Origin of the sequence: Nonomuraea sp. KM90 (assembly GCF_052246675.1) — a bacterium.
GTDB lineage: Bacteria > Actinomycetota > Actinomycetes > Streptosporangiales > Streptosporangiaceae > Nonomuraea.
Genome location: NZ_JBQQCB010000002.1, coordinates 47,496 through 72,711, shown reverse-complemented (window position 1 = coordinate 72,711; position 25,216 = coordinate 47,496). Strand labels below are relative to the sequence as shown.

The following is a 25,216-nucleotide window of genomic DNA, read 5'->3' as shown; positions in this document are numbered from 1 at the left end:
TCACCGTCCGGCGGGGTCGTAGGGAGTCTCCGGGGCCTTCTCGCCCCGCAGCTCGGCGAGCTGTTCGGTGACCGCCGCCATGATGTCGGCGGTCGCCTCGCGCAGCACGTCGCCGTGCGGCGGCCGGCCCGCGTATTTCGACAGGTCCACCGGCGGCCCCACGGTCACGTGGAACGTCTTGCGCGGGAACAGCCTGGGCTTCTTCTCACCGTACGGCAGCAGCTCCTGTGCCCCCCAGTGGGCCACCGGGATGACCGGCGCGCCGCTCTCCAGCGCCAGCCGGGCCGCGCCCGTCTTGCCCACCATCGGCCACAGGCGGGGATCGCGGGTGCAGGTGCCCTCGGGGTAGAACAGGATCGCGCATCCGTCGCCGAGCCGCTCGGCCGAGATGCGCAGCGACTTGGCGGCCTCGCTGCTGCCCCGGTCGACCGGGATCGCCAGCAGGCTCGACACGGCCCGGCCCAGGAAGGGCACCCTGAACAGGGCCGACTTCGCCAGGATCACCGGCCAGCGGCCGTTGTTGTACAGGAAGTGCGACAGCAGGACGGGGTCGGCCCAGGACAGGTGGTTGGCCGCGATGATCACCCCTCCGGTGCGGGGGATGCGGTCCCCGTTGCGCCAGTCCTTCCTGACCAGGAGCCGGGACAGCGGCTTCACCACCGCTACAGCGAAGGTTTCCCAGGAACGCGATGGTCGCGTGGGGCGGCTCATGGTCTCCTCCAACACGTACGGGATGCGCCCCAAGTCTCCCGGTTGGCCGCGTGGGATGTCGAGGCGCGATGCTTACCCTATGAGCATCCGCTGGTCCCTGGTCATTCCGGTGAAGACGCTGGTCGCGGCGAAGACCCGGCTGGCCGCCGCCACCGGCCCCCATCGCACCCGGCTGGCCGTGGCCGTGGCCGGCGACACCGTGGCGGCCGCGCTCTCCTGCCCCCGGGTCGCGCGGGTAATCGTGGTCACGGCCGACCCGGCCGCCGCGGGGCCGCTGTCCGCACTGGGCGCCGACGTGGTGCCCGACCCCGACCGGGGGCTGAACACGGCCCTGCGTACGGGGGCCGCGCATGCCGTACGCCTGGCGCCCGGCGACGCCGTGGGCGCGCTCCAGGCGGACCTGCCCGCCCTGCGGCCGGCCGAGCTGGCCCGCGCGCTGGAGGCGGCGGCCGAGTTCGACCAGTCGTTCGTGCCCGACGCGCTGGACGTGGGGACGACGTTCTACGGGGTGTTGCCCGGAAGGCCGTTCACGCCGATGTTCGGCGGCGAGTCGCGGGCCAAGCACCTGGCCGGCGGGGCCAAGGAGCTGTGCGTGCCGGGGATCGACTCGGTCAGGCGCGACGTGGACACGCCCGACGACCTGCGCGCGGCCATCTCGCTGGGGCTCGGCCCGCACACGGCCGCCGTGGTCAGGGAGCTGTGGCCGGACACGTGAGCCTCAGCCGCTCCGCGTGCGGCCGAGGCGGGGAGCCGTGACGACCGCGAGGTACGACAGGCCGAGCGTGGCGACGCCGGCGGCGAAGGCCCCGTAGCCGCCCAGCCACTCCCCCAGCAGTCGGGCAGGCCGATCACCAGGAACGCGGCCATCTGGACGGCGGACAGCACCCCGAGCTGGAAGGCGCCCGCCCGCAAGGTCAGCACGGCTGTCAGCGGCAGGGCGACGACCGTGACCTGGGTGCCGAGCTGGGTGATCCCGTTCGCCCAGGCGAAGCGCCAGAAATCCCCCCGCGGGCCCATGACGTGATCGTGCGCTCTCGTCCGGCGCGCGGCAAACGGTTTAGGCTGGTCGCGTGCAGGCGACGGTACGCAGCTTCGACGAGAGCACTCGCTCGGGCACGGTCTTCCTCGACGACGGGACCGTGCTGGAGTTCGCCACCTCCGCCTTCGACGCGGGCCCGCTGCGGCTGCTGCGCACGGGCCAGCGGGTCAACCTCGGCATGTCCGGAGGGGAAATCAGCTACATCACGCTGTCGACTTTCCCGGTGCCGGACGCCTGAAATGCGGACGCCCGGGCCGTGGCCCGGGCGCACTTGGTCCGCTGCGTTTACTTCTTCTTGCCGATTTTCTTGCCGCCCTCGTTCACCAGCTCTTTGAAATCGGAGCCGGGACGGAACTTGGGCGCCCAGCTCTCGGCGACGTTGATTTCCGCACCGGTCGACGGATTCCTGGCCGTGCGAGCGGGCTTGTTCACCATCTCGAACGCGCCGAAGCCCGTGATCGAGACCTTGTCGCCGCCGGCCACGGCCTTCTGGATGGCGTCGATGACCGCGTTGACGGCCTCGGTGGCCGTCTTCCTGTCGCCCACCCGATCCGCGATGGCCTCGACGAGTTCTCGCTTGTTCATGAAAGTCCTGCTCCCCCAGTTACGGCACGGGGTTCCAGCTCACGACTTCGACGTAGAAACCCCTTACGCGCTCGAAAGTAGGCGGGATCGCGGGGGAACTCAATCACCCAGCGTGTTTTCCTCCTTTCGTGGCGTGTCGAACGCGTCGTCAAGGGAGGCCAGAAACGCCTGGAGGCGTACCGCCGCTCTTTCCGGATCGCGTTTGGCCAGGTCACAGATCGCAAGATAGCGGCGCGAAAGGCGTTCTTTCTCGGTGGCGGGGAGCATGCGGACGCGGCGGTGCGCCTCGCGCAACCGCCGCGCCAGTTCGTCGTCTTCTAGACGGTCGTCGGCAGCCATGGCTGCCGACCATTCTCGTACGCCACCACGTCCTCGGCGTGACGCAGGGTCAGGCCGATGTCGTCGAGGCCCTCCATGAGCCGCCAGCGCGTGTAGTCGTCGATCTCGAACGGGATGACCTCATCGGCCCACCGGACCTGGCGTTCGGCCAGGTCGACGGTCACTTCCAGCTTCGGGTCCGCCTCGACGGCCGTCTGCAGGGCCTCGACCTTGTCAGCGGGCAGGACGACCGGCAGCAGGCCCATCTTGGTGGAGTTGTTGCGGAAGATGTCGCCGAAGCGGGCGGCGATCACGGCGCGGAACCCGTACTGCTGCAGCGCCCACACGGCGTGCTCGCGCGAGGAGCCGGTGCCGAAGTCGGGGCCGGAGACCAGGATCGAGCCGCCCTCGTAGGCGGGGTCGTTCAGGACGAAGGTCGGGTCCTCGCGCCAGGCGGCGAACAGGCCCTTCTCGAAACCGGTGCGGCTGACCTGCTTGAGCCAGACGGCCGGGATGATCTGGTCGGTGTCGACGTTGCTGCGGCGCAGCGGCACCGCCGTACCGGTGTGGGTGGTGAAGGCTTCCATCTGCGTTGTCTCCTTACAGGTCGGCATAGGGCGATCACGTCGGTGCGGCGGCCTGGCCGCCTCACCGGTGACCGCGCTAGAGGTCCGCGGGGGCGGTGAGGCGGCCGGTGACGGCGGTCGCGGCGGCGACCTGCGGCGACACCAGGTGGGTGCGGCCACCCTTGCCCTGGCGGCCCTCGAAGTTGCGGTTGGAGGTGGAGGCGCTGCGCTCGCCCGGCTGGAGCGTGTCGGGGTTCATGCCCAGGCACATCGAGCAGCCGGCCTCGCGCCACTCGGCGCCCGCGGCCTTGAACACCTCGTGCAGGCCCTCCTGCTCGGCCTGCAGCTTGACCAGCATCGAGCCGGGCACGATCAGCGTGCGGGTCCTGACCTGGCGGCCGCGCAGGATCTCGGCGGCCGAGCGCAGGTCCTCGATGCGGCCGTTGGTGCACGAGCCGACGAACACCGTGTCGACCTCGATCTCGCGCAGCGGCGTGCCGGCGGTCAGGCCCATGTACTCCAGTGCCCGCTCGGCGGCCGAGCGCGCGACCGGGTCGGCGAAGGACTCGGGGCTCGGGACGGACTCGCCCAGCGGCAGGCCCTGGCCGGGGTTGGTGCCCCACGTGACGTAGGGGGTCAGCGTCGAGGCGTCGATCTCCACGACCTTGTCGAACACGGCGTCGTCATCGGTGCGCAGCGACTTCCAGTATTCGACCGCCTGGTCCCAGGCGTCGCCCTGCGGCGCGTGCGGGCGGCCCTTCAGGTAGTCGAACGTGATCTCGTCCGGGGCGATCATGCCGGCCCGCGCACCCGCCTCGATCGACATGTTGCAGACGGTCATGCGGCCCTCCATGGAGAGCTTGCGCACCGCCTCACCGCGGTATTCCACGATGTAGCCCTGGCCGCCACCCGTGCCGATCTGGGCGATGATCGCCAGGATCAGGTCCTTGGCCGTGACGCCCGGGGGCAGCTCGCCGGAGACCTCGATGGCCATCGTCTTGGGACGGTAGGCCGGCAGCGTCTGCGTGGCCAGCACGTGCTCGACCTCGGAGGTGCCGATGCCGAACGCGATGCCGCCGAACGCGCCGTGCGTGGAGGTGTGGGAGTCGCCGCAGACGATCGTCATGCCGGGCTGCGTCAGGCCGAACTGCGGGCCGATGATGTGCACCACGCCCTGGCCGGCGTCACCCATCGGGTGCAGCCGGATGCCGAACTCGGCGGCGTTCTTGCGCAGCGTCTCGACCTGCGTCTTCGACACCGGGTCGGAGATCGGGCCGAGCACGGTCGGGACGTTGTGGTCCTCGGTGGCGATGGTGAGATCGGGTCGTCGCACCTTCCGGCCGGCGAGCCGCAGCCCGTCGAACGCCTGAGGGCTGGTCACCTCGTGAATGAGGTGCAGGTCGATGTAGAGCAGGTCCGGTTCACCCTCCGCGCGACGGACTACGTGTTGCTCCCAGACCTTCTCGGCCAGTGTGCGACCCATGATCTCCTCCTTGAGAATCCTCCGACTTGCTTTCTCATATGTCGAGACTGCAGTATCGGTGTATGGACAACTCTAGCGGAGTCGGAGTACTCGACAAGGCAGTTCTTGTACTCAATGCCCTCGAAGCGGGACCCGCTTCACTTGCCCAGCTCGTCCAGGCGACCGGCCTGGCCCGGCCCACGGCCCATCGATTGGCCGTCGCCCTCGAGCACCACCGAATTGTGAGTCGTGACACGCAGGGCCGGTTCGTGCTGGGCCCGCGGCTTTCCGAGTTGTCCACCGCGGCCGGCGAGGACCGGCTGCTGGCGGTGGCCGCACCCGTGCTGATGCAGCTCAGAGACCTTACCGGCGAGAGCGCGCAACTCTACCGCCGCCAGGGCGACGAACGCGTGTGCGTGGCCGCGGCGGAGCGGGCCAGCGGCCTGCGTGACACGGTTCCCGTCGGATCGGCGCTGCCCATGACGGCTGGTTCGGCGGCGCAGATCCTGCTGGCGTGGGAGGAGCCCGACCGGCTGCACCGCGGGTTGCGCGGGGCCAAGTTCACCGCCGCCACGCTGGCCTCCGTACGCCGCCGGGGCTGGGCCCACAGCGTGGGCGAGCGCGAGCAGGGGGTGGCCAGCGTCTCCGCGCCGATAAGGGGCAGCGGTGGCAAGGTGATCGCGGCCGTGTCCGTCTCCGGGCCGATCGAACGCCTGACGAGGGCCCCCGGGCGGCTGCACGCGGTGCCCGTCATGGCGGCGGCCGAACGGATCACCGAGGCGATGCGTCGCACGTCATGATCAGCAAAAGGATGTATTTGGGGAGCCGAGTGCCTCGCGGGCGCACTAGCCTGAGTGCGTGACAGATCGCATCGAGGTAGCCGCCACTGAGCTGCGACCCCTGCTCGAAGAGTTCATCATGTGGGCGCGTGCGAACGCCCCCGGAAGCGACCCCGAGCTCGTGGGGCCCGCCGCCCTGTGGCACCGTCTCGCCTTCTCGCAGGACCTCGGCACGTGGAAGCGCGCCGACCTGCGTAACCTGCTGCTCGACCGCATGCCCAAGGTCGTGGAGGATCCCGACGCCGCCGCCGACGGGATGCTCCCGGCCGTCGACGCGTACCTGACGTTCCTCTCCCAGACCGGCCGGCTGGCCAACGGCTCGGACTCCCTCGCCGATCTGCAGGCCGAGCTCGACGACGTCGAGGACGAGTTCGTCGATCTCATGGAGGAGTTGCTGGACGACGCTGACGGCGACGAGGAGGAGGACGAGACCGGCGACCTCGGCGATTTCGAGCAGTTCGCCGACGAGCTGGCCGAGCTCGACACGATCAGGCTGCGGCCCGACTCGGAGCTCGCCGCGGCGGCCCGCCAGGTGCCGTTGGTGGCCAAGGCCCGCGATCTGGCCGTGTGGGTCGGCTCCGGCCGGCGGGTGGGCGAGGACACCCAGCTCACCGACGCCGAGGTGGAGGAGGCGCTGACGGCCACCGGGCTGCCCAGGCCCGAGACCGACGGGCCTGTCTCCGAGGCCGTGCCCCAGCTCTGGAACGTCTGGAACCTGGCCGTCGACCTGGAGTTCCTGGAGCCGGGCGAGGGCGGCACGGTGGCGGTGCAGGACGACACCGCCGAGTGGCCGTTCGACGACGACGAGGACGTGCTCGACGCCTGGATGCTGGGGCTGCACTCGGTCGACTACGGCGACCCGGAGCTGGACGACGACGACCTGACGATGGCCCTGGCCGGCCTGACCCGGGGCCTGCTCGTCCGGCTGCTGCTCGCGGGCGGCTCGCGCGACCTCGCCGAGCTGGCGCAGGAGCTGTCCGAGGCCGCCGCCGAGCTCGACGAGCTGGGGACCGACGCGTGGGAGGCGGCGGGCGACCCGCTGGCGTCCTCGATCGACTGGCTGACCGGCTACGGCATGGTCGAGGTCGAGGACGGCACCATCCGCCTCACCCCGCTCGGCACCGAGGGCGTCGTCCACCTGGTCGACGACGCCGACATCGAGGTCGACGCCCGCCCGGCGATCGAGTCCATGAGCGCCCACGAGCTGCTCGCGCTGAGCGCCGAGCTGCCCGAGGAGGAGGCCGACGCGGAGTTCGCGGCGTGGATGCAGCTGCGCGAGCCGAGCAAGGCCGCCGAGGAGCTGCTGGACGCCGCCGCCGAGGACGAGAGCGACGCGCTGATCAGGGTGCAGGCGGCCAGCGTGGTCGGCACGCTGGGCGAGGCCGCCGTCCCGGCCTGGCAGGCGGCGCTCAAGCAGGCGTCGCTGCGGCCGTACGCGGCGACGCATCTGAGCCAGCTCGGGGTGGAGGGCGCGCCCGAGCCGACGCAGGACGACACGCACTGGCTGATCCTCGACATGTGGACGATCTCGGCCGGGCTGGGGCGCTCGGAGTTCGTGAGCAGCCTGCGGGACATCGGGCCGGACATGGTCAACAGCCTGCTCGAGGTGATCTGGAAGATCCCGCACGCGCATGTGGAGGAGCTGCTCGACCTGATCTCGCAGGTGCACCCGGACAAGCAGGTGGCCAAGGCCGCCCGCCGAGCCCTGTTCAAGGCCCGCTCGATGTGACGCGGTGCTTTGAATCGCTTAGGTGGTTTGCTTTGCATCGCTGGGTCTGGCGCGCGGGAGTCGGGCGCCGGATGTGAGACGCCTCCGCCGTTCGTGGCGGGGGCGTCCAGCTTTTACGCCGGCGGCGGGCGACCCCACCCGCCGCACATGGCCGGGCCCCGTCCAGGGAAACGCTCCTCCGGTTCACGGGGCCGGGCGCCGTTACGTGCGCACCGCCGGCCGACGACGTGAGAGTCGGGAACCAGCGAGGAACGAGAGCGCTGTTACCCGCGGGGCGACTACCCGCAGGGCGACACGAGGGCCGGCAACAGGCGAGAAAACGGAAGTCCCAGCACCCATGGAAAAGCAAAACGCCCCGGGCGCGGAGCGCACGGAGCGGTAGTTGCAGACGTAGTCCCGACCGGATTCGAACCGGCGCTACCGCCTTGAGAGGGCGGCGTCCTGGGCCACTAGACGACGGGACCTTCGCAAGCTTGTGACAGTGGTAGTCCCGACCGGATTCGAACCGGCGCTACCGCCTTGAGAGGGCGGCGTCCTGGGCCACTAGACGACGGGACCCTGTCCACAAGCTGGTGTGCCGGGCCTCCCCGGCAACGCAGGTAACTCTACCGCACCCGGAAGACCACACCAAACCGCTTATCAGCCCACCAGATCGGCTCTGTAGCGTCGTACCCAGTCCCCCATCGGCCCGCGTTCCCAGAGCGGATCGAACTCCCCGAGCGGGATCGCCACCTCCGGCCTGCCGGTGACGGGGTCCACGGGCACGCGGCCCAGGCGGTCGCGCATCCAGCCGGGGATCCGGGGCGGCACCGTACGCTCGCCCCAGCCGATGAGACCCACGGAGCGCAACGGCTGAACGCGCGCCCGCATCCCACCCGGCCGGCCGACGCGGCGAGGGTTGGCGAGCTGGGTGTCCACGACGTCGACCCTGGTGATGTCGGGCCAGCGGAGGCGGACGCGGAAGCCGTACGAGTCGGTCAGCTCGACGCCGTCGGCGGAGAAGCGGACGACGGTGCCCGAGGCCAGACGGCGGTGCTTGGCGGCGAGAACGGCCACCAGGACGCCGGTGGCCAGCGCACCGAGGACGGCGCCCAGCGGGGTGCTGCCGGTGAGGATGGCGCCCAGGAGGAGGCAGACGGCGAAGAACAGGACGAGCGGGGCGATGAACGGGGCGAGGAAGCGCGGGAAGCTGCCCGCGCGAATACGGAATTCAGCCATAAGTGCGGCGGGACTCTACCCGATGCTCTGCCCCACAGGCAGGGGCGCACCCCCCAGGCGAGCGACGTCCGACAGGCGCCCGGCCTCAAGCGCCCAGCCTCAGGCGGAGGCGGCCTCAGGCGGAGGGCAACCTCCAGACGGGTGGGGCCACTGGGTGGAGCCAATGGGTGGAGCCAGCGGGCGGACTCGGGTGCGCCGGCTCGGCTGGCGATCCCAGGGGGCGGGCTGAAGGCTGGGGTTAGTCGGTGAGGAGGCCGCGGCGGTAGGCCTCGCCGACGGCGGCGGCGCGGTCGCGGACGTCGAGTTTGGTGTAGATGTGCAGCAGATGTGTCTTGATGCTGGCCTCGCTGATGAACAGGCTGGCCGCCGCCTCTTTGTTCGTGGCTCCTCCGGCCACCAGGCGGAGCACCTCCAGTTCGCGCTTGCTCAGCCTGCCCCTGGCGGGCCTGCGCAGGTGGTCGGCCAGGCGGCCGGCTACGGCGGGGGCGAGGACGGTCTCGCCGCGGTGGGTGGCGCGCACGGCGCTGACCAGTTCCTCCGGCCGGGCGTCCTTGAGCAGGTAGCCGCTGGCGCCCGCTTCGAGCGCGGGCAGGACGTCGGTGTCGAACGTGGTCAGCACCAGCACTCGCGGGCCGGTGCCGCTGAGCCGGCGGATGGCGCTCACCCCGTCCAGGCCGGGCATGCGCAGGTCCATGAGGACGATGTCGGGGGTGAGTTCGGCGGCCAGGCGCACGGCTTCCTCCCCGTCGGCCGCCTCTCCGACGACCTCGATGTCCGGCTCGCCGTCGAGGGCCGCGCGCAGGCCGTCGCGCACGATCGGGTGATCGTCGGCTATCAGGAGCCGTAGTGGCATCGAGCCTTCCCCTCCGAACGAACCTTCCCCTCTGAGCGGGTCTTCCCTTCGGGACGGGCGTCCCTCTGAACCCCTCTGAACGGACTCCCCCTCAGACCGGGATCGTCTCATCCCTCGTCGTCCGCTGGGATCGCGGGTACGGCGGCGGCGATGGTGGTGCCGTGGCCCGGTTCTGACTCGATCTCCAGGGTGCCGCCGACGCTGCGGAGTCGTTGGCGCATGCCGTCCAGGCCGAAGCCGTCAGCGGGCTCCTGCGGGGAGAAGCCGGCTCCGTCATCCCGGATGTCGAGAAGGACGTTTTCGTCCGTGTACGACAGGGTGAGCGCCGTCCTGGTGGCTCTGGCGTGCTTGGCGACGTTGGCCAGTGCCTCCTGAGCCACGCGGAAGAGGGCGGTCTCCACGTCTGCGGACAGGGCGACCGGGGTGCCGGTGATCTCGAGCCGGAGTTCCACGCCGGCCGCCTCGGCCCACGATCGGGCCATGTGGCCGATCGCCTCCGGCAGCCTGGCGTCCTCCAGCGGCCGGGGGCGCAGCGCGCGTACGGATCTGCGGGTCTCTGCCAGGCCGCGACGGGCGAGTTCGGCGGCGCGGTCGAGGTGGCCGCGGCGGGACTCGTCCCGGGTGGCGCGGCCGGCGGCGTCGAGCTGGCCGATCAGCGCCACGAGGTCCTGCGCGACCGTGTCGTGGATCTCGCCGGCCACGCGGTGCCGCTCGTCGAGCACGCCCGCGCGCCTGGCCTGGTCGAGGAGCCTGGCGTTGAGGTCGGCGTTCTCGTCCATGGCGGTGCGCAGCCGCTGGACCAGGCGGCGGCGCTTGTCGTGCTCGGCGGAGACGTACCAGCCGGCCACGATCAGCGGCAGGGCGACGCCGGCGATCACGGTGAGCAGGGCCGTGCGGTCTCCAGGGGCGGACTGGGCGGCCACGTTGACGATGGCGGTGACTGTCACGCCGGCCATGACCAGCCGGGCGGGGAGCAGGGCGATGGCGAGCGGGTAGCCGACCGAGGCGAACAGGATGAAGGCCGCGTTCTCGGCGGTCAGCGCGCCGGCGAGGGCGATGAGGACGAGGTAGTGGGCCACGACGAGCACGCTTCGGGTGTCGCGGCGGGGGTGGAGCCAGGCGATCGGGGCCAGCCATACGGCGGCGGCCACGGCGAGTACGGGCCAGGGCAGGCCGGTGATCAGCGAAACGATCCCCGTGGCGGGTCCCGCATCAGGTCCTGTGGTGGGTTCCGAACCAGGCCCGGTGGTGGGGTCGGTCAGCCAGGTGAGGATCGGGTCGGCCAAGCTGCGCAGCGCGGCGGGGCCGCGCCCCTCGATGAGGGCGGCGGCGATCGAGGAGACCGCGAGCAGGGCGTAGGCGAGTCCCAGGAAGGCCCAGCGTTCGCGGCCGTCGAGCCGGCTCATGGGGTCCAGCCTGGCACGGCATCCACCGATCGGTTGATGTCCGGCGTCAACCGCTTCTCCGTCCGGGCGGGCGATGTGGGGCGACCCTGGCCTCGGCGAGCATCGAGGCATGAACGAACTGACCCGCAGAACCGCCTTCCAGCTCGCCGCCGCCGGAGCCGCCGGCACAGCCGGTGCAGTCACCGCAGCCGGGGTCGCCGGCGCCGCCAGGCGGAAGGAGGTGACCACGTTCGTCTTCGTGACCGGCTCGAACGGCGTGGCCACCGGGGACTCGGAGCTGTCGCTGCGCGGCCACCGCACCGTGGGCGTGAGCCTGCCGGGGCACGGCCCCGAGGAGCAGCTCCACCGGGCCTACCAGGCCCCGCAGGACCTGGCGAAGCTCGCCGCGCTCCCCTCCCCGATGGCCGGGGTGACGCTGGACGACTACGTGGAGGCCACGGTGGACGTCGTGCGCCGGGTCTCCCGGTACGGCCCGGTCATCCTCGTGGGCGGCAGCCTGGGCGGCTCGACGATCACCAAGGCGGCCGACGAGGTGCCCGACCTGATCGACCGCCTGGTCTACGTGGGCGCCTACTGCTGCACGAAGCTGAGCTCGCCGGCCGCGTACCTGGAGACGCCGGAGGGCAGGACGAGCCTCGGGAGCGCCATCCTGCCGGGTGTCATCGGTGATCCGCGGGTGCTCAAGGCGATCCGGATCAACTGGCGTACCAACGACAAGAAGTTCCTGGACGGCGCCAAGGCGGCGTTCATGGCAGAGGGGACCGACGGGGAGTTTCTCGCGATGCTCAACTCGTCGCTGCCGGACGAGAGCCTGCAGGTCTCCAGCGCGGACGCCCGGGGCCGCAAGGACGCCTGGGGGCGGGTGCGGCGGGTGTATGTCAAGCAGACGCTGGACCGGGTGATCCCGCCGGCCCTGCAGGATCGCATGATCAGGGAGGCGGACGAGGCGACGCCGGAGAACAGGTTCAAGGTCTTCACGGTGGAGGGCCCGCACGCGCCGACCCACCGGACCTATCGGCAGATCACCGAAATCCTCGACCGGCTGGCGAAATGAAAAAACGGACGCCTCCATGAGGAGACATCCGTTAAATGCTGGGGTACCAGGACTCGAACCTAGACTAACTGAACCAGAATCAGTCGTGCTGCCAATTACACCATACCCCACCGTTGCGAGCTCCTCGCGGAGCGCGCTTGGCGACGTCCGAAAGAATAGCCCAGCTCGGGGGGTAAGACCAAAACGATTGCTGAACCCGCGCTCCGCCGCGTCAGGGAGGCACTCGGTCGTGCCAAGCTGAAGGGGACAAAACACCACGTGGAGGAGCCCGAGCGTTGGCCGAGAATCCGTTCTTCGCACCAAGCGACCTGCCGTACGAGCTGCCCCCCTTCGCGGACGTCCGCGAAGAGCACTACCTGCCGGCGTTCCAGCGCGGCATGGCCGAGCAGCTGGCCGAGGTCGACGCGATCGCGAGCGGCACGGAGCCGCCGACGTTCGCCAACACGATCGCCGCGCTGGAGCGATCCGGCCGGATCCTCGACCGCACGGCCACGGTCTTCTTCAGCATCGCCGCGTCCGACTCGACCGACGGCATCATGGAGATCGAGAAGGAGATCTCTCCCCAGCTGACCCGGCACAGCGACGCCATCCGGCTGAACCGGGCGCTGTGGGCCCGGATCAAACAGGTGACCACCGAGGACGCCGAGGAGTCGTGGCTGCTGGAGAAGTACCGCGACGACTTCATCAGGGCCGGGGCCGACCTGTCCGAGCCGGAGCAGGAGCGGCTGCGCGCGCTCAACGAGGAGCTGTCGAAGCTCTCCACGGAGTTCGCGCAGAGCCTGCTGAAGGCGTCCACCGAGTCGGCGCTGGTGGTGACCGACCCGAAGGAGCTCGACGGCTTCGACGAGGCCAGGATCGAGTCGCTGCGCAAGGACGACGGCACGTACGTCCTGCCGCTGCTGAACTACACCGCCCAGCCCGGCCTGGCCCAGCTGACCGACCGTGACGTGCGCCGCCGGCTGTACGAGCTGAGTGTCGGCCGGGCGCCCGGCAACTTCGACCTGGCGGCCAGAATGGCGATGCTGCGGGCCGAGCGGGCGGCGCTGCTCGGGTTCCCCAGCCACGCGGCCTACTCGGTGGCCGACCAGACGGCCAAGACCGTCGAGGCGGTCGAGGAGATGCTCGGCCAGCTCGTCGGCCCCGCCGTGCGCAACGCCAAGAAGGAGGCCGAGGCGCTGGCGGAGCAGGCCGGGTTCGCGATCGAGCCGTGGGACTGGTCCTACTACTCCGAGAAGGTGCGCCAGGCCCGCTACGAGTTCGACGGCTCAGCGATGCGGCCGTACTTCGAGCTGAACCGGGTCTACCGCGACGGCGTGTTCTTCGCGGCCACCAAGCTGTACGGGATCACCTTCGCCGAGCGGCCCGACCTGAGCGGCTACCACCCCGACGTGACCGTGTTCGAGGTGTTCGAGGAGGACGGGAGCCGGCTGGGGCTGTTCGTGCTCGACCCGTACGCCAGGGACAGCAAGCGCGGCGGCGCGTGGATGAACAACCTGGTCGACCAGTCGTTCCTGTTCGGGCTGCGGCCGGTGGTGATGAACAACCTCAACGTCACCAAGCCGGCCTCCGGGCCGACGCTGCTGACGTACGACGAGGTGAACACGGCCTTCCACGAGTTCGGCCACGCGCTGCACGGGCTGTTCTCGCAGGTGCGCTACCCGCGCGTGTCGGGCACCAGCGTGCCGCGCGACTTCGTCGAGTACCCGTCGCAGGTCAACGAGATGTGGGTGACCTGGCCGGAGATCCTGGCCAACTACGCCAAGCACCACGAGACGGGCGAGCCGATGCCCGCCGAGCTGGTGGAGAAGCTGCAGGCGGCCGAGAAGTTCAACCAGGGCTTCCAGACCGTCGAATACCTGGCCGCGACGCTGCTCGACTGGGCCTGGCACAAGCTGGCCCCGGGAGAGATCGTGGCCGACCCCGAGGCGTTCGAGGCGACCGCCCTGGAGGCCGCCCAGATCGCTTTCCCGCTGGTCAGGCCGCGCTACCGGACCAACTACTTCGCGCACATCTTCTCCGGGGGCTACAGCGCCGGCTACTACTCCTACATCTGGAGCGAGGTGCTCGACGCGGAGAGCGTGGAGTGGTTCAAGGAGAACGGCGGGCTCACCAGGGAGAACGGCGACCACTTCCGCCGCGAGCTGCTCTCCCGGGGCGGCAGCATCGACCCGCTGACGGCCTTCCGCAACTTCCGGGGGCGCGAGGCGAGCATCCAGCCGCTGCTCGCCCGCCGCGGCCTCATCTGAATCCTGTACGGCCTCAGCTGGTCCTTCGCCGGCCTCAGCTGAACCGGTCGACGTGTTCGGCGGCCCACTGCGCGAACGTGCGCGGTGGCCGCCCCGTCACCTGCTCGACCGTGGGCGTGACCCGGTAGGCGTCCGCGGGCACGTTGCCGAAGACCTCGATCTGGAACTCGATCATCTCCTCCGGCACGCCCTGCGCGCGGTAGCGCTCGCGCATCTCGTCCACGGTGAGCTCGACGAAGGCGATCTCGCGGCCGATCGCCTCTGACAGGATCCTGACCTTGGCCGGCACGTCGAGCAGCTCGGGGCCGGTGAGGCCGTAGGAGTGGCCGCGGTGGCCGTCCTCGGTGAGGGCGGTGGCGACGACGGCGCCGATGTCGGCCTCGTGCACGATCGCGGTCCTGGTGGCGCCGAACGGCTCCTCGACCACGCCCCGCGTACGCACCGGCTCGGCCCAGGCCAGGGCGTTGGCCATGAACTCGGTCGGCTGCACGTATGTCCAGTCCAGCTCGCTCCCGATCACGGCCGGCTCCAGCGTGCCCGCCGACCAGCCGCTGAGCAGCGTCACCTTGCGCACGCCCGCGTCCCGGACCAGCTCGACGATCTCCCGGCCGTTCTGGAGCGGCGCGTACGCGGAGTCGGCGACGTCGATCAGGTGCACGCCCGTGACGCCCCGGAGGGCGGGGACGAGGGTGTCGGTACGGCCGAGGTCACCCTGGACGACCTCGACCTCCCGGGGCAGCCGGGCCCTGCCGGGGTCCCGGGTCAGGGCGCGTACCCGGTGGCCCGCCCGCAGGAGGTGGGCGACGACGTGCCTGCCTACGGAGCCGGTGGCTCCCGTCACCAAGTAAGTCATGACGGTGACGTCAGGAGCCATCGCGGAACGTCTGGTTCCGCGATGGCTCGGCGATCGAAAGTCAGCCGCGCAGGCGGGCCAGGGCGGCGCGCAGGCGGTCCTGGGCGCGCTCGCGGCCCAGCACCTCGATCGACTCGAACAGCGGCAGGCCGACCGTCCGGCCGGTGATCGCCACCCGCACCGGGGCCTGGGCCTTGCCGAGCTTGAGCCCGTGGGCCGTGCCGACCTCCTCCAGCGCCTCCTTGAGCGACTCCGGGTCCCAGCTCACGGCCTCGAGGCGCTCGAGGTAGCCGGAGAGGATCTCCTCCGGGGCGTTCTTCATCGCCTTGTCCCAGGACGCCTGGTCGAAGACCGGCTCGTCCAGGAAGAGGAAGTCGACGTTCTGCCGGATCTCCGACAGCACCGCGATGCGGGTCTGGGCCAGCGCCGCGACCTTGCTGAACAGCTCGTGGTCCCAGGAGGGGTCGAGGTAGGGGGCGCAGCGCTCCTCGAACGTCTCCAGCGGCAGCGCCCGGATGTATTCGCCGTTGAACGCGCGCAGCTTCTTCTCGTCGAAGAACGCGTTGGACGGGTTGACGTCCTCCAGCCTGAACAGCGGCACCATCTCCGACCACGGCAGGATCTCGCGGTCCTCGCCGGGGCCCCAGCCGAGCAGCATGAGGTAGTTGACCATGGCCTCGGGCAGGTAGCCCTCCGCGCGGTAGTCCTCCAGCGCCACCTTGTCGCGGCGCTTGGACAGCTTCTTGCGCTGCTCGTTGACGATCACCGGCAGGTGCGCCCAGACCGGCGGGGTCGCGCCCAGCGCGGGCCAGAGCAGCTCCTGTCTGGCGGCGTTGGGCAGGTGCTCCTCGCCGCGCGCCACGTGGGTGATGCCCTGGGTGATGTCGTCGACGGCGTTGGCCAGCACGTAGAGGGGCGAGCCGTCGCTGCGCGCGATGACGAAGTCCTCCTGCGCGTTGTTGGGGAACTCCACCCGGCCGCGCACGAGGTCCTCGACCACCGTGACGCCCTCGTCGGGCGTGCGGAACCGGACGGCGCCCGCGCTCAGCCCGCGCTCGCGGCAGTGGCCGTCGTAGCCCTTGTCCTTCGAGCCGGTGCGCTCCTGGACCTGCTCGCGGGTGCAGTCGCAGTAGTAGGCCTTGCCGTCGGCCAGCAGCTTGGCCACGGCCTCGCGGTGCTGCGGCTCGTAGGCCGACTGGAAGTAGGGGCCCTCGAAGACCGGGTTGGTGCCGTTGATGCCGATCCAGTCGAGCGCCGAGATGATGCCCTCGGTCCACTCGGGCCGGTTGCGGGTGGCATCGGTGTCCTCGATGCGCAGGATGAACCGCCCCTTGGACTGCTCGGCCACAGCCCAGTTGAACAGCGCGGCGCGGGCGCTGCCCACGTGGAACATGCCGGTTGGTGACGGGGCGAACCGCACCCGTACGTCAGTCACGGGAGACCACCTTGTTCGTGAGTGTGCCGATGCCTTCGATGCCGACGCTGACCTCGTCGCCGATCTCGAGCGGGCCCACGCCCGCCGGGGTGCCGGTCAGGATGACGTCGCCGGGGATCAGCGTCATGACCGCGCTGACGTGGGCGACCAGCGCGGGGATGTCGTGGATGAGCTGGCTCGTGCGTCCGCTCTGCCGGATCTCGCCGTTGACCGTGGTCGTCAGCGCCAGGTCGCTCGCGTCGAGGTCGGTCTGGATCCACGGCCCGAGCGGGCAGAACGTGTCGAACCCCTTGGCCCGGGTGAACTGCACGTCCTTCTTCTGCAGGTCGCGCGCCGTGACGTCGTTGGCGCACGTGTAGCCGAAGATGACGTCCTTGACCCGCTCGACCGGCACCTCCCGGCAGAGCCTGCCGATCACCACGGCCAGCTCGCCCTCGTAGTCGACGCGGTCGGACAGCGACGTGGGGTAGGCGATGTTCTCGCCGTGGCCGATGACCGTGGTGGACGGCTTCATGAAGATGAGCGGCTCCTCGGGCACCTCGTTGCCCAGCTCGGCCGCGTGCTCGGCGTAGTTTCTGCCGATGGCGACCACCTTGCTCGGCAACATCGGGGCCAGCAGCTTCACCTGGGACAGCGGGAACCGCTCGCCCGTGAACTGCACCTGGCCGAACGGGTGGCCGGAGACCGTGGAGATGAACTCCTCGCCGGGGCCGCCCTCGACCACGCCGAACGAGACGCCTTCGCCTGTGGAGAACCTCGCTATACGCACCCGACAAGGCTATCGCCGCCGCCGGAACGGTCCGCCCACCTCTGGCACCACCTGCCCCGGACAAGTCAGGAACCGTCCATTAATGGACCTAGAGTCCGTTTTGTTAGGCTTCAGTCGTTTAGCAGCGGTTATCTGCCTTCTAGTGAGACATCTAGGGGGTGACGGATCGTGTCGGACACGATGTCTAATCGGCCCACGGGAGCCGGTGCGACGGGAACCGTGCCACGGGCCAGGACCCAGGAGGGCGCCGGCTCGGCGACCTCGCTGGTCACGGACAAGGGCACCACGAGCATCGACGACGGGGTCGTCGCCAAGATCGCCGGGCTGGCGGCCCGGGAGGTGTCCGGCGTGTACGCCATGGGCGCGGGCGCGGCGCGGGCGCTCGGCAGCATGCGCGGCATCGTCGGCGGGGACCCGAGCGTCTCCCAGGGCGTGACGGTCGAGGTGGGCGAGCGGCAGGCCGCCGTCGATCTCGATCTGGTGGCCGAGTACGGGACCGCGATCCCGGACCTGGCCGCCGCCGTGCGGAAGAACGTGATCGGGGCGGTCGAGCGGATGTGCGGCCTCGAGGTGACCGAGGTCAACATCCGGGTGGACGACGTCCACCTGCCCGACCAGGACAGAGACAGAGATCGGGGGCACGACGGGCAGAGGACGGACGCGGGGCAGGAGCCCCGGGTCCAATGACAGGCGGCCCGGCCGACGCCGGCGCCCACCCCGGCGCCGGGGGGCCGTCCCATGTCGGGGGGCCGTCCCACGCCGGGGGGCGGTCTCGCGCCGGAGGGCCGTCCCACGCTGGGGGGCCGTCCCACGCTGGGAGGCGGTCTCGCGCCGGCGGGCCGGGCGGGGCCGTGGGTGAGGCGCGGCTGATCGCCGAGCGGGCGCGGGGGTGTCCGGGGGTGGCCGGGCTGTCCGGCGGGCCGTTCGGGACGGTGGCCACGTACCTGCCGGGCGAGCGGGTCACGGGCGTGTCCGTGGACGAGCGCGAGGTGGAGATCGCCATCGTCGCGACGCTGGCCCGCCCGCTGCCGGAGACCGCCGAGGGCGTCCGGCGGGCCGTGGCGGACCTGGCCGGGGACCGCCCGGTCAACGTGCGCATCGACGACATCATCGACGGCGCCATCGACATCGTGGAGGGATCATGAACAACATCCAGTGGACGCCGCTGATCGGGATGGCCGTCGGCATCGTGCTCGGGCTGGTCGGGGCGTTCGGCGGGCTGGGCCCGTTCCTGCTCGTCCTCGTGCTCGGCGCGATCGGCTTCCTGGTCGGACGCATCGCCGAGACCGGCGAGGTCAACCTGTCCGGCCTGTCCGTGAGGCGGAAATGACCGCCCTGTCCACGGTTCCCGCGCAGCGCCCCGCTCCCCTGCCGGCTCCTGAGGGACGCGGGCGCACCGAGGTCGCCGACCGGGTGGTCACGAAGATCGCCTGCTGTGCCGCCAGGGAGGTGCCCGAGGTGCGTGAGGTGAACCTGCGCGCGCTGCCGTGGGCGCCCGCGTCGAGCGGCGAGGTGCACGGCGGGCAGGCCGTGGTCCGGCTCAACGTACGCGTGGCCTACCCGGCGCCGCTGCGCGCGGTGGCGGGGCGGCTCAGGGAGCACGTGATGCGGCGCGTCGCCCTCCAGACCGGCCTGCGCGTCACCCGCCTGGACATCACCATGACCGACCTGGACGTCACCACGTCCGGGCGAGGCGTCGTCCCCACCGGCCGGGAGTTGCCATGAGCGCGCAGGAGGTGTGCGCGGTGCCGCCCGAGCCGTCGGGCGCGCATCGGGCCGTGGTCGAGCCGCCGCGTTCGAGGGCCGCCGACCGGGCCGCGATGCGGGCGTTCCGGCCGCAGCGGAGGACGCCGGCGATCATCGTCGCCGCCCTCCTCGCGCTGCTCGGCCTGCTCGTGGCCGCCGAGACGATCTCGGCGCTGGCCGGCCGGCCGCTGCGCTGGATCCCGTACGACGGCCTGCTGTCCTGGGCCTCCTCGACGCTGTGGTCGGACCCGCTGGTCCTGCTGGGCTCGCTGGTGGTGACGCTGGTGGGGCTGGCCCTGCTGCTGACCGCGCTGGTGCCGGGGCGGCCGAGCATGGTGCCGGTACGCAGCGGCGACCCGGACCTGATCATCGGCCTGCGCCCGAAGAGCGTCACCCGGGCCCTGGCGCACGCGGCCGAGGAGGTGCCCGGCGTGCGCTCGGCCCGGGCCACCCTGCGCGGCCACACGGTCGCCGTCACGCCCACCACGTACGGGCACGACCCCGACAGATTCGGCCAGGACGTACGCGGTGCCGTGCTGGCCCGGCTGGCCGGGCTGGACCTCGTGGAGCCGTACCGGGTGGCGGTGAACGTGAAGGAGCGGACGCGATGAACAGGAGGACGGGCCGGGGCAACCGGTGGGGGCTGGCCCTGGTCGGCCTGGTGCTGACGCTCCTGGGAGGCTCCGCCCTGGCCCGCGGCCTGGGCGCGTTCTCGCAGGACTGGGCCGCCGCGCGGACCCCGGTCGTGGACGGCAACGTGGTGGGGTTCTTCGCCCGCAACAGCCCCTGGATCTGGTGGCTGGCGGCCCTGGCGTCCCTGGTCGTCGCGCTGCTGGCGTTGCGCTGGCTGTTCGCGCAGGGACGCAGGCAGACGCGCAGGACGCTGCGCGTCGAGGACGGCCCGACCGGCGTCACGGAGGTGTCGGCGGGCGGCATGGCGCAGGCGGTGGCCGCCGACGTGGAGTCGAGCCCCGCCGTGCTGAGCGCCGACGCGAACCTGGTGGGCCCGCAAACCCGCCCCGAGGTACGGCTGCGCGTGGTCGCCGACGAGTCGGTGCCGATGGGCGAGCTCAGCCGGCACCTCTCCACGGTGGCGCTGCCGCACATGCGGGACGCGCTGGACCGGGATCAGGTCCCGGCGGTGGCCCGCGTTAGCCTGGAGCCCGCACCTTCACCGCACCGAGCCGTGCGCTGACGAGAGGGGTCCTCTGTTGTCCGTCGTGAAGATCAACGTGCTGACCGTGCCCGCCGGGATGCGCGAGGAGCTCGAGAAGCGCTTCTCCAACCGGGCCGGGATGGTCGAGTCGGCCGACGGGTTCGAGTGGTTCGAGCTGCTGCGGCCGGTGGAGGGCACCGAGCGCTACCTCGTCTACACGCGCTGGCGCAGCGAGGCTGACTTCCAGAAGTGGCAGGAGGGCGAGGCCTTCCGGCGCGGCCACGCGCAGGCCGCCCAGGCCGCCGGCGCGCAGGGTCACGGGCACGGGCAGGGGCCCGCGGCGACGGGCTCGGAGGTGTGGACCTTCGAGGTCGCCGAGAGCACCGGCCCCAAGGAGTAGCGGCCTCAGCCGTCGAGCGGGTTGCGTAGGATGCGGTCGACGATGCCGTTGCGGACGAACGCGGCCGCGAAGCTCGACTCCTTGCGCGCGCCCTGGTCGGCGATGCACACGCTGAACTCCTTGACGATGTCCAGCCGCGGATGGCGCTCCAGCACCTCCTCCCGCACGAGGGCGGGGAGCTCGTCGGTGCGGCGGCCGGAGATGTCCATGCCGGTCGAGAGCTCCAGCAGGTGGCCTTCGGGGTCCTCCTCCAGCGGGACCTCCTCCCACATGTGCCTGATGATCACCTCGCAGGCGCGTGACCGCCGCTCGGGCGACCAGCCGGCCCCGGCGCAGAACGCCCAGGCCACGTGCCCCCCGGCCTCCTCGTAGGGCACCGTGTGGCTGTCGAACTCGGGCACCAGCCCGATGTCGTGCAGCATGGCCGACACGTACAGCAGCTCGGCGTCGAACGCGATGCCGTTGCCCTGCGCGTACGCCGCCGCCCACAGGTAGGCGCGGATCGAGTGGTTGAGCAGCGAAGGCGTGTGGTAGCGGGTGGCCACCTCGAGCGCGCCGCGGCAGGCGGGCGTGTCGGGGATCACCAGGTCGTCGAATCTCACGTGTACCAGCATGTCGCGGCGGACACGCGCTCGCCAGCCGGGGTGCGGCACAGCATCGGGCGGCTAACGAATCGGGAACTCAACTTGACCAGTTGATCGCGATTCCGAAAGCATGTCCCGCCCTCGTCTTTTTGTCCCGGAAGGAACTGGCGTGCGCCGGCTCGCGATCCCTCTTGCCCTCACGCTCGCACTCGGCGCTTTCGTGAGCCCCGCGCAGGCCGACAGGGTGGCCCGCACCGCCGAGTGCCAGGGCGACTGGCTGCCCGGCACGCCGACGGCCGAGGACGTCATGAAGGGCGAGATCTCGCTGGTGGGGCTGCCGGCGTACAAGCTTGGCAAAGACATCAACTGGGACGCGAGCCCGTACAAGAACCGGTCGTGGGAGTTCGTGTTCCAGTCGCTGCGCTGGATGGGCACCCTCGTCGTCGAGTACGAGAACACCGGCGAGCGCCGCTACCTCGACCGCGCCACCGAGATCGCCAAGGACTGGGTGGCCGGCAACAAGTACGGCGCCCGCGGCACGCAGCCGTACGTCTGGAAGGACCACCCGGTCTCGCTGCGCACGCAGCCGCTGCTCTGCCTGAGCAGGCACGTGAACGAGGGCTGGCTCAAGGACAGCCTGGCCGTGCACGCCAAGCTCCTCTCGGACGCCCGCCTGTACAAGAAGGGCCACAACCACGGCATCGACCAGGACATCGCGCTCATGGGCATCGGCTGCCGGTACGGCCGCAAGGACTGGGCGAACCTGGCCTCCAGCCGGTTGACCGGCACGGTGAAGCTGGACGTGGACGCGCAGGGCGCGCTGATGGAGCAGGCCCCCCGCTACGCCGTCTACGTGTACGGCCGGCTCCAGGTCGCCATGACCAACATGAAGGCGTGCGACCGCAAGGTGCCCGGTGAGATCGCCGAGCGCGCGGAGGCCCTCAAGGACTTCATCGCCCACTCGACCATGCCCAACGGCTACATGGTGCCCATCGGCGACGGCAGCGCCGAGACCGAGCCGAAGATGGACACGGGCACCCCGAAGGAGGAGGTCAGGGCCTACCGGGCCGGGTACGTCTTCGGGCGCACCGCGTGGGGCAAGCCCGAGTCGGCCTACTACTCGATCCGGTTCGGGCCGGGCATGAAGTTCCACGGTCACGAGGACCACCTGGGCGTGACGTACTACGCGCAGGGGCGCGACATCCTGGTGGACGGCGGGTTCCACTCCTACGAGAAGAGCTCCTACCGCTACTGGACGCTCTCGCCCGAGGCGCACAACGTGCCGACCGTGGTGGGGGCCGGGTTCAGGCCGCGCACGGCCAGCAAGCTCGTCGAGACCGACTACGGCAAGGACCGGCAGGCGTTCAAGCTGACCGACAAGGCGTACGGGGTGAGCCGTACCAGGTCGGTGCTGGTGAACCACGGCGAGGACCTGATGGCGGTGCTGGACACCGCGTCGGGCGGCAAGAAGGTCCGGAACGTGTGGCGGTTCGCCCCGTCGCTCAAGGTCGTCTCCAAGGGCGGCGGCAAGGTGGTCCTGGCGGACGGGAAGTTCAAGGTCACGCTGCTGCAGCTCGCGTCGTGCGACCGGGCCGGCGGGCAGAAGGTGGAGCGGGGCGGCAAGCTGGGCTGGGTGTCGCCGACGTACCTGTCGAAGCAGGCGACCAACGTGGTGGTGTCCCCGGCGGCGAAGTCGCTGCTGACGATCGTCGTGCCGGGGACGGACTCGCCCAAGGTGTCGTGCTCGGGCGGGAAGGTCACGGTGGACGGCGTGACCTTCTCCGCCGGGCTGATCTAGCCGCAGTCCCGGCCGGCGCGGAGCAGGCCGTACGTGACCGCCTGCTCCAGGGCCTGCCACGACGCGTCGATGATGTTCTCCGCCACCCCGACCGTGGCCCACTCCGTGGTCTCGTCGCTGGAGGTGATGAGGACCCTGGTGATGGCGTCGGTGCCGTGCGTGCCCTCGAGTATGCGGACCTTGTAGTCCACCAGCTCCAGCTTCGCCAGCTCGGGGTAGAGCTTCTCCAGCGCCAGGCGGACGGCCTTGTCCAGGGCGTTCACCGGGCCGTTGCCCTCGCCGGTGGCCACGATGCGCTCGCCCTTGGCGTGCAGCTTGACCGTGGCCTCGCTGACCAGCTCGCCGCCCTTCGTGCGCTCCACGATGACGCGCCAGGACTCGACCTCGAAGTGGCGCCTGCGCTCGCCCTCGACGGTGTCGCGCAGCAGCAGCTCGAAGGAGGCGTCGGCGGCCTCGAACGTGAAGCCCCTCGACTCCAGGTCCTTGACCCGCTCCACGAGCGTCTTGGTGTGCTCGGGGGTCAGCTCGTAGCCCAGCTCGCGGCCCTTGAGCTCCACCGACGCGCGGCCCGCCATGTCGGAGACCAGCATGCGCATGTCGTTGCCCACCTGGGCGGGGTCGATGTGCTGGTAGAGGTTGGGGTCGACCTTGATGGCGCTGGCGTGCAGGCCGGCCTTGTGGGCGAAGGCGGACATGCCGACGTAGGGGGCGTGGGAGTTGGGGGTGACGTTGGTGACCTCGGTGATCGCGTGGGCGATGCGGGTCATGTCGGCCAGCGCGCCCTGGGGAACGAGGTCGAAACCGCGCTTGAGCTGCAGGTTCGCCACGACCGTGAAGAGGTTGGCGTTGCCCGAGCGCTCGCCGTAGCCGTTGGCGCAGCCCTGTACGTGCGTGGCGCCCGCCTTGACGGCGGCCAGCGTGTTGGCCACGGCGCAGCCCGTGTCGTCGTGGCAGTGGATGCCGACCCGGGCGCTGGTGCGTACGGCGTCGAGGACGATCTCGGCCAGCTCGTCGGGGAGCATGCCGCCGTTCGTGTCGCACAGGGCGATGACGTCGGCCCCGGCTTCGGCCGCGGTCCTGAGGACCTCCAGCGCGTAGGCTGGATTGGACTTGTAACCGTCGAAGAAGTGCTCGGCGTCGAGGAAGACTCGCTGTCCCTCCGCACGGAGGTGGGAGACCGTGTCGCGGATCATCGCGAGGTTCTCCTGGAGAGTCGTGCGGAGGGCCAGCTCCACGTGCCGGTCGTGACTCTTGGCGACAAGGGTCACGACCGGCGCGCCGGATTCGCGCAACGCGGCTACCAATGGGTCGTCGGCTGCCTTGACACCTGCCCGGCGGGTCGCGCCGAACGCGGCTAGTTGCGCGTGCTTCAGATCGAGCTCTGTTCGAGCTCGTCTGAAGAACTCTGTGTCCTTGGGGTTGGCGCCCGGCCAGCCCCCTTCGATGAAGCCGACGCCCAGGCTGTCCAGGTGACGCGCGACGGCGAGCTTGTCGGCGACCGTGAGGTTGAGGCCCTCTTGTTGTGCGCCGTCACGCAGCGTCGTGTCGTATACGTGGAAGCGGTCGTCGGCCATGAGTCTCTCTTCTCTCTGGAAGAAGGTTTGTGGTGTCCGGGAAAACAAAAAGACCCCTCACGGACGTGAGAGGTCTGCGCGCTGGCGGTGTCCCTGTGTCAGCCAGCGCGCCTGCCGATAATGAGCAGACCGTAGAACATGGTGCCGCCCAGTCTGCCACATGAATTCACCATTCGGCACACCGGTCTCACGTCCTGGGACACCGCACGTCACACCTGGGCCTCAGACCTGGACCCCGTCGCCTCCCGTGATGGCCTGCTCGAGCGCCGCCGGGTCGAACGCCTCGTTGCCCAGCAACCGCCCGTCGAGCAGCACGGTCGGCGTGCCCTCCAGCCGGATCTTGGCCGTCTCCGCCACGTGCGCCTTCGCGTACGACTGCGACGTCACGCACGAGTCCACCGAGGCCCCGGCCTTCCTGGCGGCCTTGGCCAGCTCCTCGACGGTGAACCCGGAGGCCTCGCCGTGCGGCGCGGGCTGCATGGCGTACACCTCGTCCCTGAACGCCAGCCAGTTCGTCTCCGGGACGCAGCGGGCGGCCGCCGCGGCGCGGATGGAGTTGGAGCGCATGGGCTCGTCCTGGAAGATCGTCACGGCGTGGAAGACGACCTTGACCTTCCCCTCCCGCGCCAGCTTCTGGATCGTGCCGTCCACCTTGGCATGCATGTCCTTGCAAATGGGACAGTCGAAGTCCTCGAACACGTCCAGCACGGGAGCCTCGCTCGCCAGGTCGGCCAGGATCATCGAACCGTCCGCCTGCCGGGTCAGCGTCACCCCCTCGGACGACACACCGGTCCCCGAGAAGAACGACAGCGCCCCGAGCACGACGATCGCCACGAACGCCGCCGCCACCGCCATCAACCGCTTCATCATCAGCC

28 protein-coding genes and 3 tRNA genes are annotated in these 25,216 nt (G+C 70.7%); 14 read left to right on the top strand and 17 right to left on the bottom strand.

The annotated features are described in order from the left end of the window. Positions 1-660: a lysophospholipid acyltransferase family protein gene (locus ACTWPW_RS02845; RefSeq protein ID WP_375111372.1), complete on the bottom strand. Its 660-nt coding sequence runs from the start codon at positions 658-660 to the stop codon at positions 1-3. 130 nt (positions 661-790) lie between these two features. On the opposite strand from ACTWPW_RS02845, the gene cofC reads away from it, so the two are divergent. After that, entirely contained in the window at positions 791-1,426 is a 636-nt protein-coding gene (cofC, locus tag ACTWPW_RS02840) for a 2-phospho-L-lactate guanylyltransferase (protein ID WP_443167865.1), read from the top strand. Positions 1,427-1,781: 355 nt separating this feature from the next. Then, on the top strand, positions 1,782-1,988 hold the full coding sequence (locus ACTWPW_RS02835; protein WP_375111376.1) for a hypothetical protein: 207 nt from the start codon (positions 1,782-1,784) through the stop codon (positions 1,986-1,988). A gap of 47 nt (positions 1,989-2,035) precedes the next feature. Here the strand turns inward: ACTWPW_RS02835 and ACTWPW_RS02830 are convergent, their stop codons facing one another. From ACTWPW_RS02830 to leuC, 4 genes are all read right to left on the bottom strand, one after another. Further along, positions 2,036-2,335 (bottom strand): HU family DNA-binding protein, encoded by a 300-nt coding sequence (locus tag ACTWPW_RS02830; RefSeq protein ID WP_355428372.1) that lies wholly within the window; start codon positions 2,333-2,335, stop codon positions 2,036-2,038. A 99-nt stretch (positions 2,336-2,434) separates the two neighbouring features. Further along, positions 2,435-2,674, bottom strand: coding sequence for a hypothetical protein (locus ACTWPW_RS02825; protein ID WP_364117955.1), 240 nt, complete (start codon positions 2,672-2,674; stop codon positions 2,435-2,437). Then, positions 2,653-3,240: a 3-isopropylmalate dehydratase small subunit gene (leuD, locus tag ACTWPW_RS02820; protein WP_443167864.1), complete on the bottom strand. Its 588-nt coding sequence runs from the start codon at positions 3,238-3,240 to the stop codon at positions 2,653-2,655. The genes ACTWPW_RS02825 and leuD overlap by 22 nt, the downstream gene beginning before the upstream one ends. Before the next feature lie 76 nt (positions 3,241-3,316). After that, positions 3,317-4,702: a 3-isopropylmalate dehydratase large subunit gene (gene leuC / locus ACTWPW_RS02815; protein ID WP_375111378.1), complete on the bottom strand. Its 1,386-nt coding sequence runs from the start codon at positions 4,700-4,702 to the stop codon at positions 3,317-3,319. A gap of 62 nt (positions 4,703-4,764) precedes the next feature. On the opposite strand from leuC, the gene ACTWPW_RS02810 reads away from it, so the two are divergent. Then, positions 4,765-5,481 (top strand): IclR family transcriptional regulator, encoded by a 717-nt coding sequence (locus ACTWPW_RS02810; RefSeq protein WP_043618626.1) that lies wholly within the window; start codon positions 4,765-4,767, stop codon positions 5,479-5,481. A 58-nt stretch (positions 5,482-5,539) separates the two neighbouring features. Further along, positions 5,540-7,249, top strand: a complete 1,710-nt coding sequence (locus ACTWPW_RS02805) for a hypothetical protein (RefSeq protein WP_443167863.1) — start codon at positions 5,540-5,542, stop codon at positions 7,247-7,249. 391 nt (positions 7,250-7,640) lie between these two features. Here the strand turns inward: ACTWPW_RS02805 and ACTWPW_RS02800 are convergent. The 5 genes from ACTWPW_RS02800 to ACTWPW_RS02780 all read right to left on the bottom strand — a co-directional run bounded on the left by ACTWPW_RS02800 (position 7,641) and on the right by ACTWPW_RS02780 (position 10,726). Then, positions 7,641-7,713, bottom strand: a tRNA-Glu gene (locus ACTWPW_RS02800). An 18-nt stretch (positions 7,714-7,731) separates the two neighbouring features. Beyond that, positions 7,732-7,807 (bottom strand) — tRNA-Glu (locus tag ACTWPW_RS02795). A gap of 81 nt (positions 7,808-7,888) precedes the next feature. Then, positions 7,889-8,467, bottom strand: a complete 579-nt coding sequence (locus ACTWPW_RS02790; RefSeq protein ID WP_443167862.1) for a hypothetical protein — start codon at positions 8,465-8,467, stop codon at positions 7,889-7,891. A 238-nt stretch (positions 8,468-8,705) separates the two neighbouring features. Next, positions 8,706-9,320 carry a response regulator transcription factor gene (locus ACTWPW_RS02785; protein ID WP_364117945.1) on the bottom strand — a complete coding sequence of 205 codons (615 nt, stop codon included), beginning with the start codon at positions 9,318-9,320 and terminating at the stop codon, positions 8,706-8,708. A gap of 107 nt (positions 9,321-9,427) precedes the next feature. Next, entirely contained in the window at positions 9,428-10,726 is a 1,299-nt protein-coding gene (locus ACTWPW_RS02780) for a sensor histidine kinase (protein WP_443167861.1), read from the bottom strand. A gap of 109 nt (positions 10,727-10,835) precedes the next feature. On the opposite strand from ACTWPW_RS02780, the gene ACTWPW_RS02775 reads away from it, so the two are divergent. After that, positions 10,836-11,780: an alpha/beta hydrolase gene (locus ACTWPW_RS02775; RefSeq protein WP_375111382.1), complete on the top strand. Its 945-nt coding sequence runs from the start codon at positions 10,836-10,838 to the stop codon at positions 11,778-11,780. A gap of 38 nt (positions 11,781-11,818) precedes the next feature. On the opposite strand, the gene ACTWPW_RS02770 is transcribed toward ACTWPW_RS02775, so the two are convergent. Then, positions 11,819-11,890 (bottom strand) — tRNA-Gln (locus ACTWPW_RS02770). Between the two features lie 165 nt (positions 11,891-12,055). Here ACTWPW_RS02770 and ACTWPW_RS02765 point away from each other — a divergent pair. Further along, complete coding sequence (locus ACTWPW_RS02765; RefSeq protein WP_443167860.1) at positions 12,056-14,026, top strand: M3 family metallopeptidase; 1,971 nt, start codon at positions 12,056-12,058, stop codon at positions 14,024-14,026. Positions 14,027-14,060: 34 nt separating this feature from the next. Here ACTWPW_RS02765 and ACTWPW_RS02760 read toward each other — a convergent pair whose 3' ends face one another. The 3 genes from ACTWPW_RS02760 to ACTWPW_RS02750 form a co-directional block, all read right to left on the bottom strand. Next, positions 14,061-14,879, bottom strand: coding sequence for an NAD(P)H-binding protein (locus ACTWPW_RS02760; protein WP_443167859.1), 819 nt, complete (start codon positions 14,877-14,879; stop codon positions 14,061-14,063). A 61-nt stretch (positions 14,880-14,940) separates the two neighbouring features. Further along, positions 14,941-16,314, bottom strand: coding sequence for a glutamate--tRNA ligase (gene gltX, locus ACTWPW_RS02755; protein ID WP_443167858.1), 1,374 nt, complete (start codon positions 16,312-16,314; stop codon positions 14,941-14,943). Further along, positions 16,307-17,083 (bottom strand): fumarylacetoacetate hydrolase family protein, encoded by a 777-nt coding sequence (locus tag ACTWPW_RS02750; RefSeq protein ID WP_375111387.1) that lies wholly within the window; start codon positions 17,081-17,083, stop codon positions 16,307-16,309. The genes gltX and ACTWPW_RS02750 overlap by 8 nt, the downstream gene beginning before the upstream one ends. 180 nt (positions 17,084-17,263) lie before the next feature. On the opposite strand from ACTWPW_RS02750, the gene ACTWPW_RS02745 reads away from it, so the two are divergent. The 7 genes from ACTWPW_RS02745 (at position 17,264) to ACTWPW_RS02715 (ending at position 20,385) form a co-directional block, all read left to right on the top strand. After that, entirely contained in the window at positions 17,264-17,770 is a 507-nt protein-coding gene (locus tag ACTWPW_RS02745; protein ID WP_375111388.1) for an Asp23/Gls24 family envelope stress response protein, read from the top strand. 164 nt (positions 17,771-17,934) lie between these two features. After that, positions 17,935-18,228, top strand: coding sequence for a hypothetical protein (locus ACTWPW_RS02740; RefSeq protein ID WP_375111389.1), 294 nt, complete (start codon positions 17,935-17,937; stop codon positions 18,226-18,228). After that, positions 18,225-18,413, top strand: a complete 189-nt coding sequence (locus tag ACTWPW_RS02735; RefSeq protein ID WP_364117929.1) for a hypothetical protein — start codon at positions 18,225-18,227, stop codon at positions 18,411-18,413. The genes ACTWPW_RS02740 and ACTWPW_RS02735 overlap by 4 nt, the downstream gene beginning before the upstream one ends. Then, positions 18,410-18,808, top strand: coding sequence for an Asp23/Gls24 family envelope stress response protein (locus tag ACTWPW_RS02730; RefSeq protein ID WP_375111390.1), 399 nt, complete (start codon positions 18,410-18,412; stop codon positions 18,806-18,808). The genes ACTWPW_RS02735 and ACTWPW_RS02730 overlap by 4 nt, the downstream gene beginning before the upstream one ends. Further along, positions 18,805-19,440 carry a DUF6286 domain-containing protein gene (locus tag ACTWPW_RS02725; RefSeq protein ID WP_375111391.1) on the top strand — a complete coding sequence of 212 codons (636 nt, stop codon included), beginning with the start codon at positions 18,805-18,807 and terminating at the stop codon, positions 19,438-19,440. Before ACTWPW_RS02730 ends, ACTWPW_RS02725 begins: the two co-directional genes overlap by 4 nt. Next, on the top strand, positions 19,437-20,024 hold the full coding sequence (locus tag ACTWPW_RS02720; RefSeq protein ID WP_443167857.1) for an alkaline shock response membrane anchor protein AmaP: 588 nt from the start codon (positions 19,437-19,439) through the stop codon (positions 20,022-20,024). The genes ACTWPW_RS02725 and ACTWPW_RS02720 overlap by 4 nt, the downstream gene beginning before the upstream one ends. Positions 20,025-20,040: 16 nt before the next feature. Then, the gene (locus tag ACTWPW_RS02715) at positions 20,041-20,385 is read left to right on the top strand and encodes an antibiotic biosynthesis monooxygenase family protein (RefSeq protein WP_364117921.1); all 345 of its coding nucleotides are present in this window, start codon (positions 20,041-20,043) and stop codon (positions 20,383-20,385) included. A gap of 5 nt (positions 20,386-20,390) precedes the next feature. Here ACTWPW_RS02715 and ACTWPW_RS02710 read toward each other — a convergent pair whose 3' ends face one another. After that, positions 20,391-20,987 carry an HD domain-containing protein gene (locus ACTWPW_RS02710; protein WP_375111393.1) on the bottom strand — a complete coding sequence of 199 codons (597 nt, stop codon included), beginning with the start codon at positions 20,985-20,987 and terminating at the stop codon, positions 20,391-20,393. A gap of 151 nt (positions 20,988-21,138) precedes the next feature. Between ACTWPW_RS02710 and ACTWPW_RS02705 the strand changes: the two genes are divergently transcribed. Beyond that, positions 21,139-22,767, top strand: a complete 1,629-nt coding sequence (locus ACTWPW_RS02705) for a heparinase II/III family protein (protein WP_443167856.1) — start codon at positions 21,139-21,141, stop codon at positions 22,765-22,767. Here ACTWPW_RS02705 and cimA read toward each other — a convergent pair. Then, the gene (gene cimA / locus ACTWPW_RS02700; RefSeq protein WP_443167855.1) at positions 22,764-24,341 is read right to left on the bottom strand and encodes a citramalate synthase; all 1,578 of its coding nucleotides are present in this window, start codon (positions 24,339-24,341) and stop codon (positions 22,764-22,766) included. The two genes, ACTWPW_RS02705 and cimA, sit on opposite strands and share 4 nt — an antisense overlap. 222 nt (positions 24,342-24,563) lie before the next feature. Further along, positions 24,564-25,211, bottom strand: a complete 648-nt coding sequence (locus ACTWPW_RS02695) for a DsbA family protein (RefSeq protein ID WP_443167854.1) — start codon at positions 25,209-25,211, stop codon at positions 24,564-24,566. Positions 25,212-25,216: the final 5 nt, after the last annotated feature.

Excerpts from the sequence above, each read along its gene's own strand:
- ACTWPW_RS02760 (WP_443167859.1), bottom strand. The coding sequence starts at position 14,879 with ATGACTTACTTGGTGACGGGAGCCACCGGCTCCGTAGGCAGGCACGTC.
- ACTWPW_RS02695 (WP_443167854.1), bottom strand. The coding sequence starts at position 25,211 with ATGATGAAGCGGTTGATGGCGGTGGCGGCGGCGTTCGTGGCGATCGTC.
- ACTWPW_RS02825 (WP_364117955.1), bottom strand. The coding sequence starts at position 2,674 with ATGGCTGCCGACGACCGTCTAGAAGACGACGAACTGGCGCGGCGGTTG.
- ACTWPW_RS02745 (WP_375111388.1), top strand. The coding sequence starts at position 17,264 with ATGTCTAATCGGCCCACGGGAGCCGGTGCGACGGGAACCGTGCCACGG.
- cofC (WP_443167865.1), top strand. The coding sequence starts at position 791 with ATGAGCATCCGCTGGTCCCTGGTCATTCCGGTGAAGACGCTGGTCGCG.
- cimA (WP_443167855.1), bottom strand. The coding sequence starts at position 24,341 with ATGGCCGACGACCGCTTCCACGTATACGACACGACGCTGCGTGACGGC.
- ACTWPW_RS02780 (WP_443167861.1), bottom strand. The coding sequence starts at position 10,726 with ATGAGCCGGCTCGACGGCCGCGAACGCTGGGCCTTCCTGGGACTCGCC.
- ACTWPW_RS02720 (WP_443167857.1), top strand. The coding sequence starts at position 19,437 with ATGAACAGGAGGACGGGCCGGGGCAACCGGTGGGGGCTGGCCCTGGTC.
- ACTWPW_RS02810 (WP_043618626.1), top strand. The coding sequence starts at position 4,765 with ATGGACAACTCTAGCGGAGTCGGAGTACTCGACAAGGCAGTTCTTGTA.
- ACTWPW_RS02725 (WP_375111391.1), top strand. The coding sequence starts at position 18,805 with ATGAGCGCGCAGGAGGTGTGCGCGGTGCCGCCCGAGCCGTCGGGCGCG.
- ACTWPW_RS02735 (WP_364117929.1), top strand. The coding sequence starts at position 18,225 with ATGAACAACATCCAGTGGACGCCGCTGATCGGGATGGCCGTCGGCATC.
- ACTWPW_RS02830 (WP_355428372.1), bottom strand. The coding sequence starts at position 2,335 with ATGAACAAGCGAGAACTCGTCGAGGCCATCGCGGATCGGGTGGGCGAC.
- ACTWPW_RS02790 (WP_443167862.1), bottom strand. The coding sequence starts at position 8,467 with ATGGCTGAATTCCGTATTCGCGCGGGCAGCTTCCCGCGCTTCCTCGCC.
- ACTWPW_RS02785 (WP_364117945.1), bottom strand. The coding sequence starts at position 9,320 with ATGCCACTACGGCTCCTGATAGCCGACGATCACCCGATCGTGCGCGAC.
- leuC (WP_375111378.1), bottom strand. The coding sequence starts at position 4,702 with ATGGGTCGCACACTGGCCGAGAAGGTCTGGGAGCAACACGTAGTCCGT.
- ACTWPW_RS02775 (WP_375111382.1), top strand. The coding sequence starts at position 10,836 with ATGAACGAACTGACCCGCAGAACCGCCTTCCAGCTCGCCGCCGCCGGA.
- ACTWPW_RS02730 (WP_375111390.1), top strand. The coding sequence starts at position 18,410 with ATGACCGCCCTGTCCACGGTTCCCGCGCAGCGCCCCGCTCCCCTGCCG.
- leuD (WP_443167864.1), bottom strand. The coding sequence starts at position 3,240 with ATGGAAGCCTTCACCACCCACACCGGTACGGCGGTGCCGCTGCGCCGC.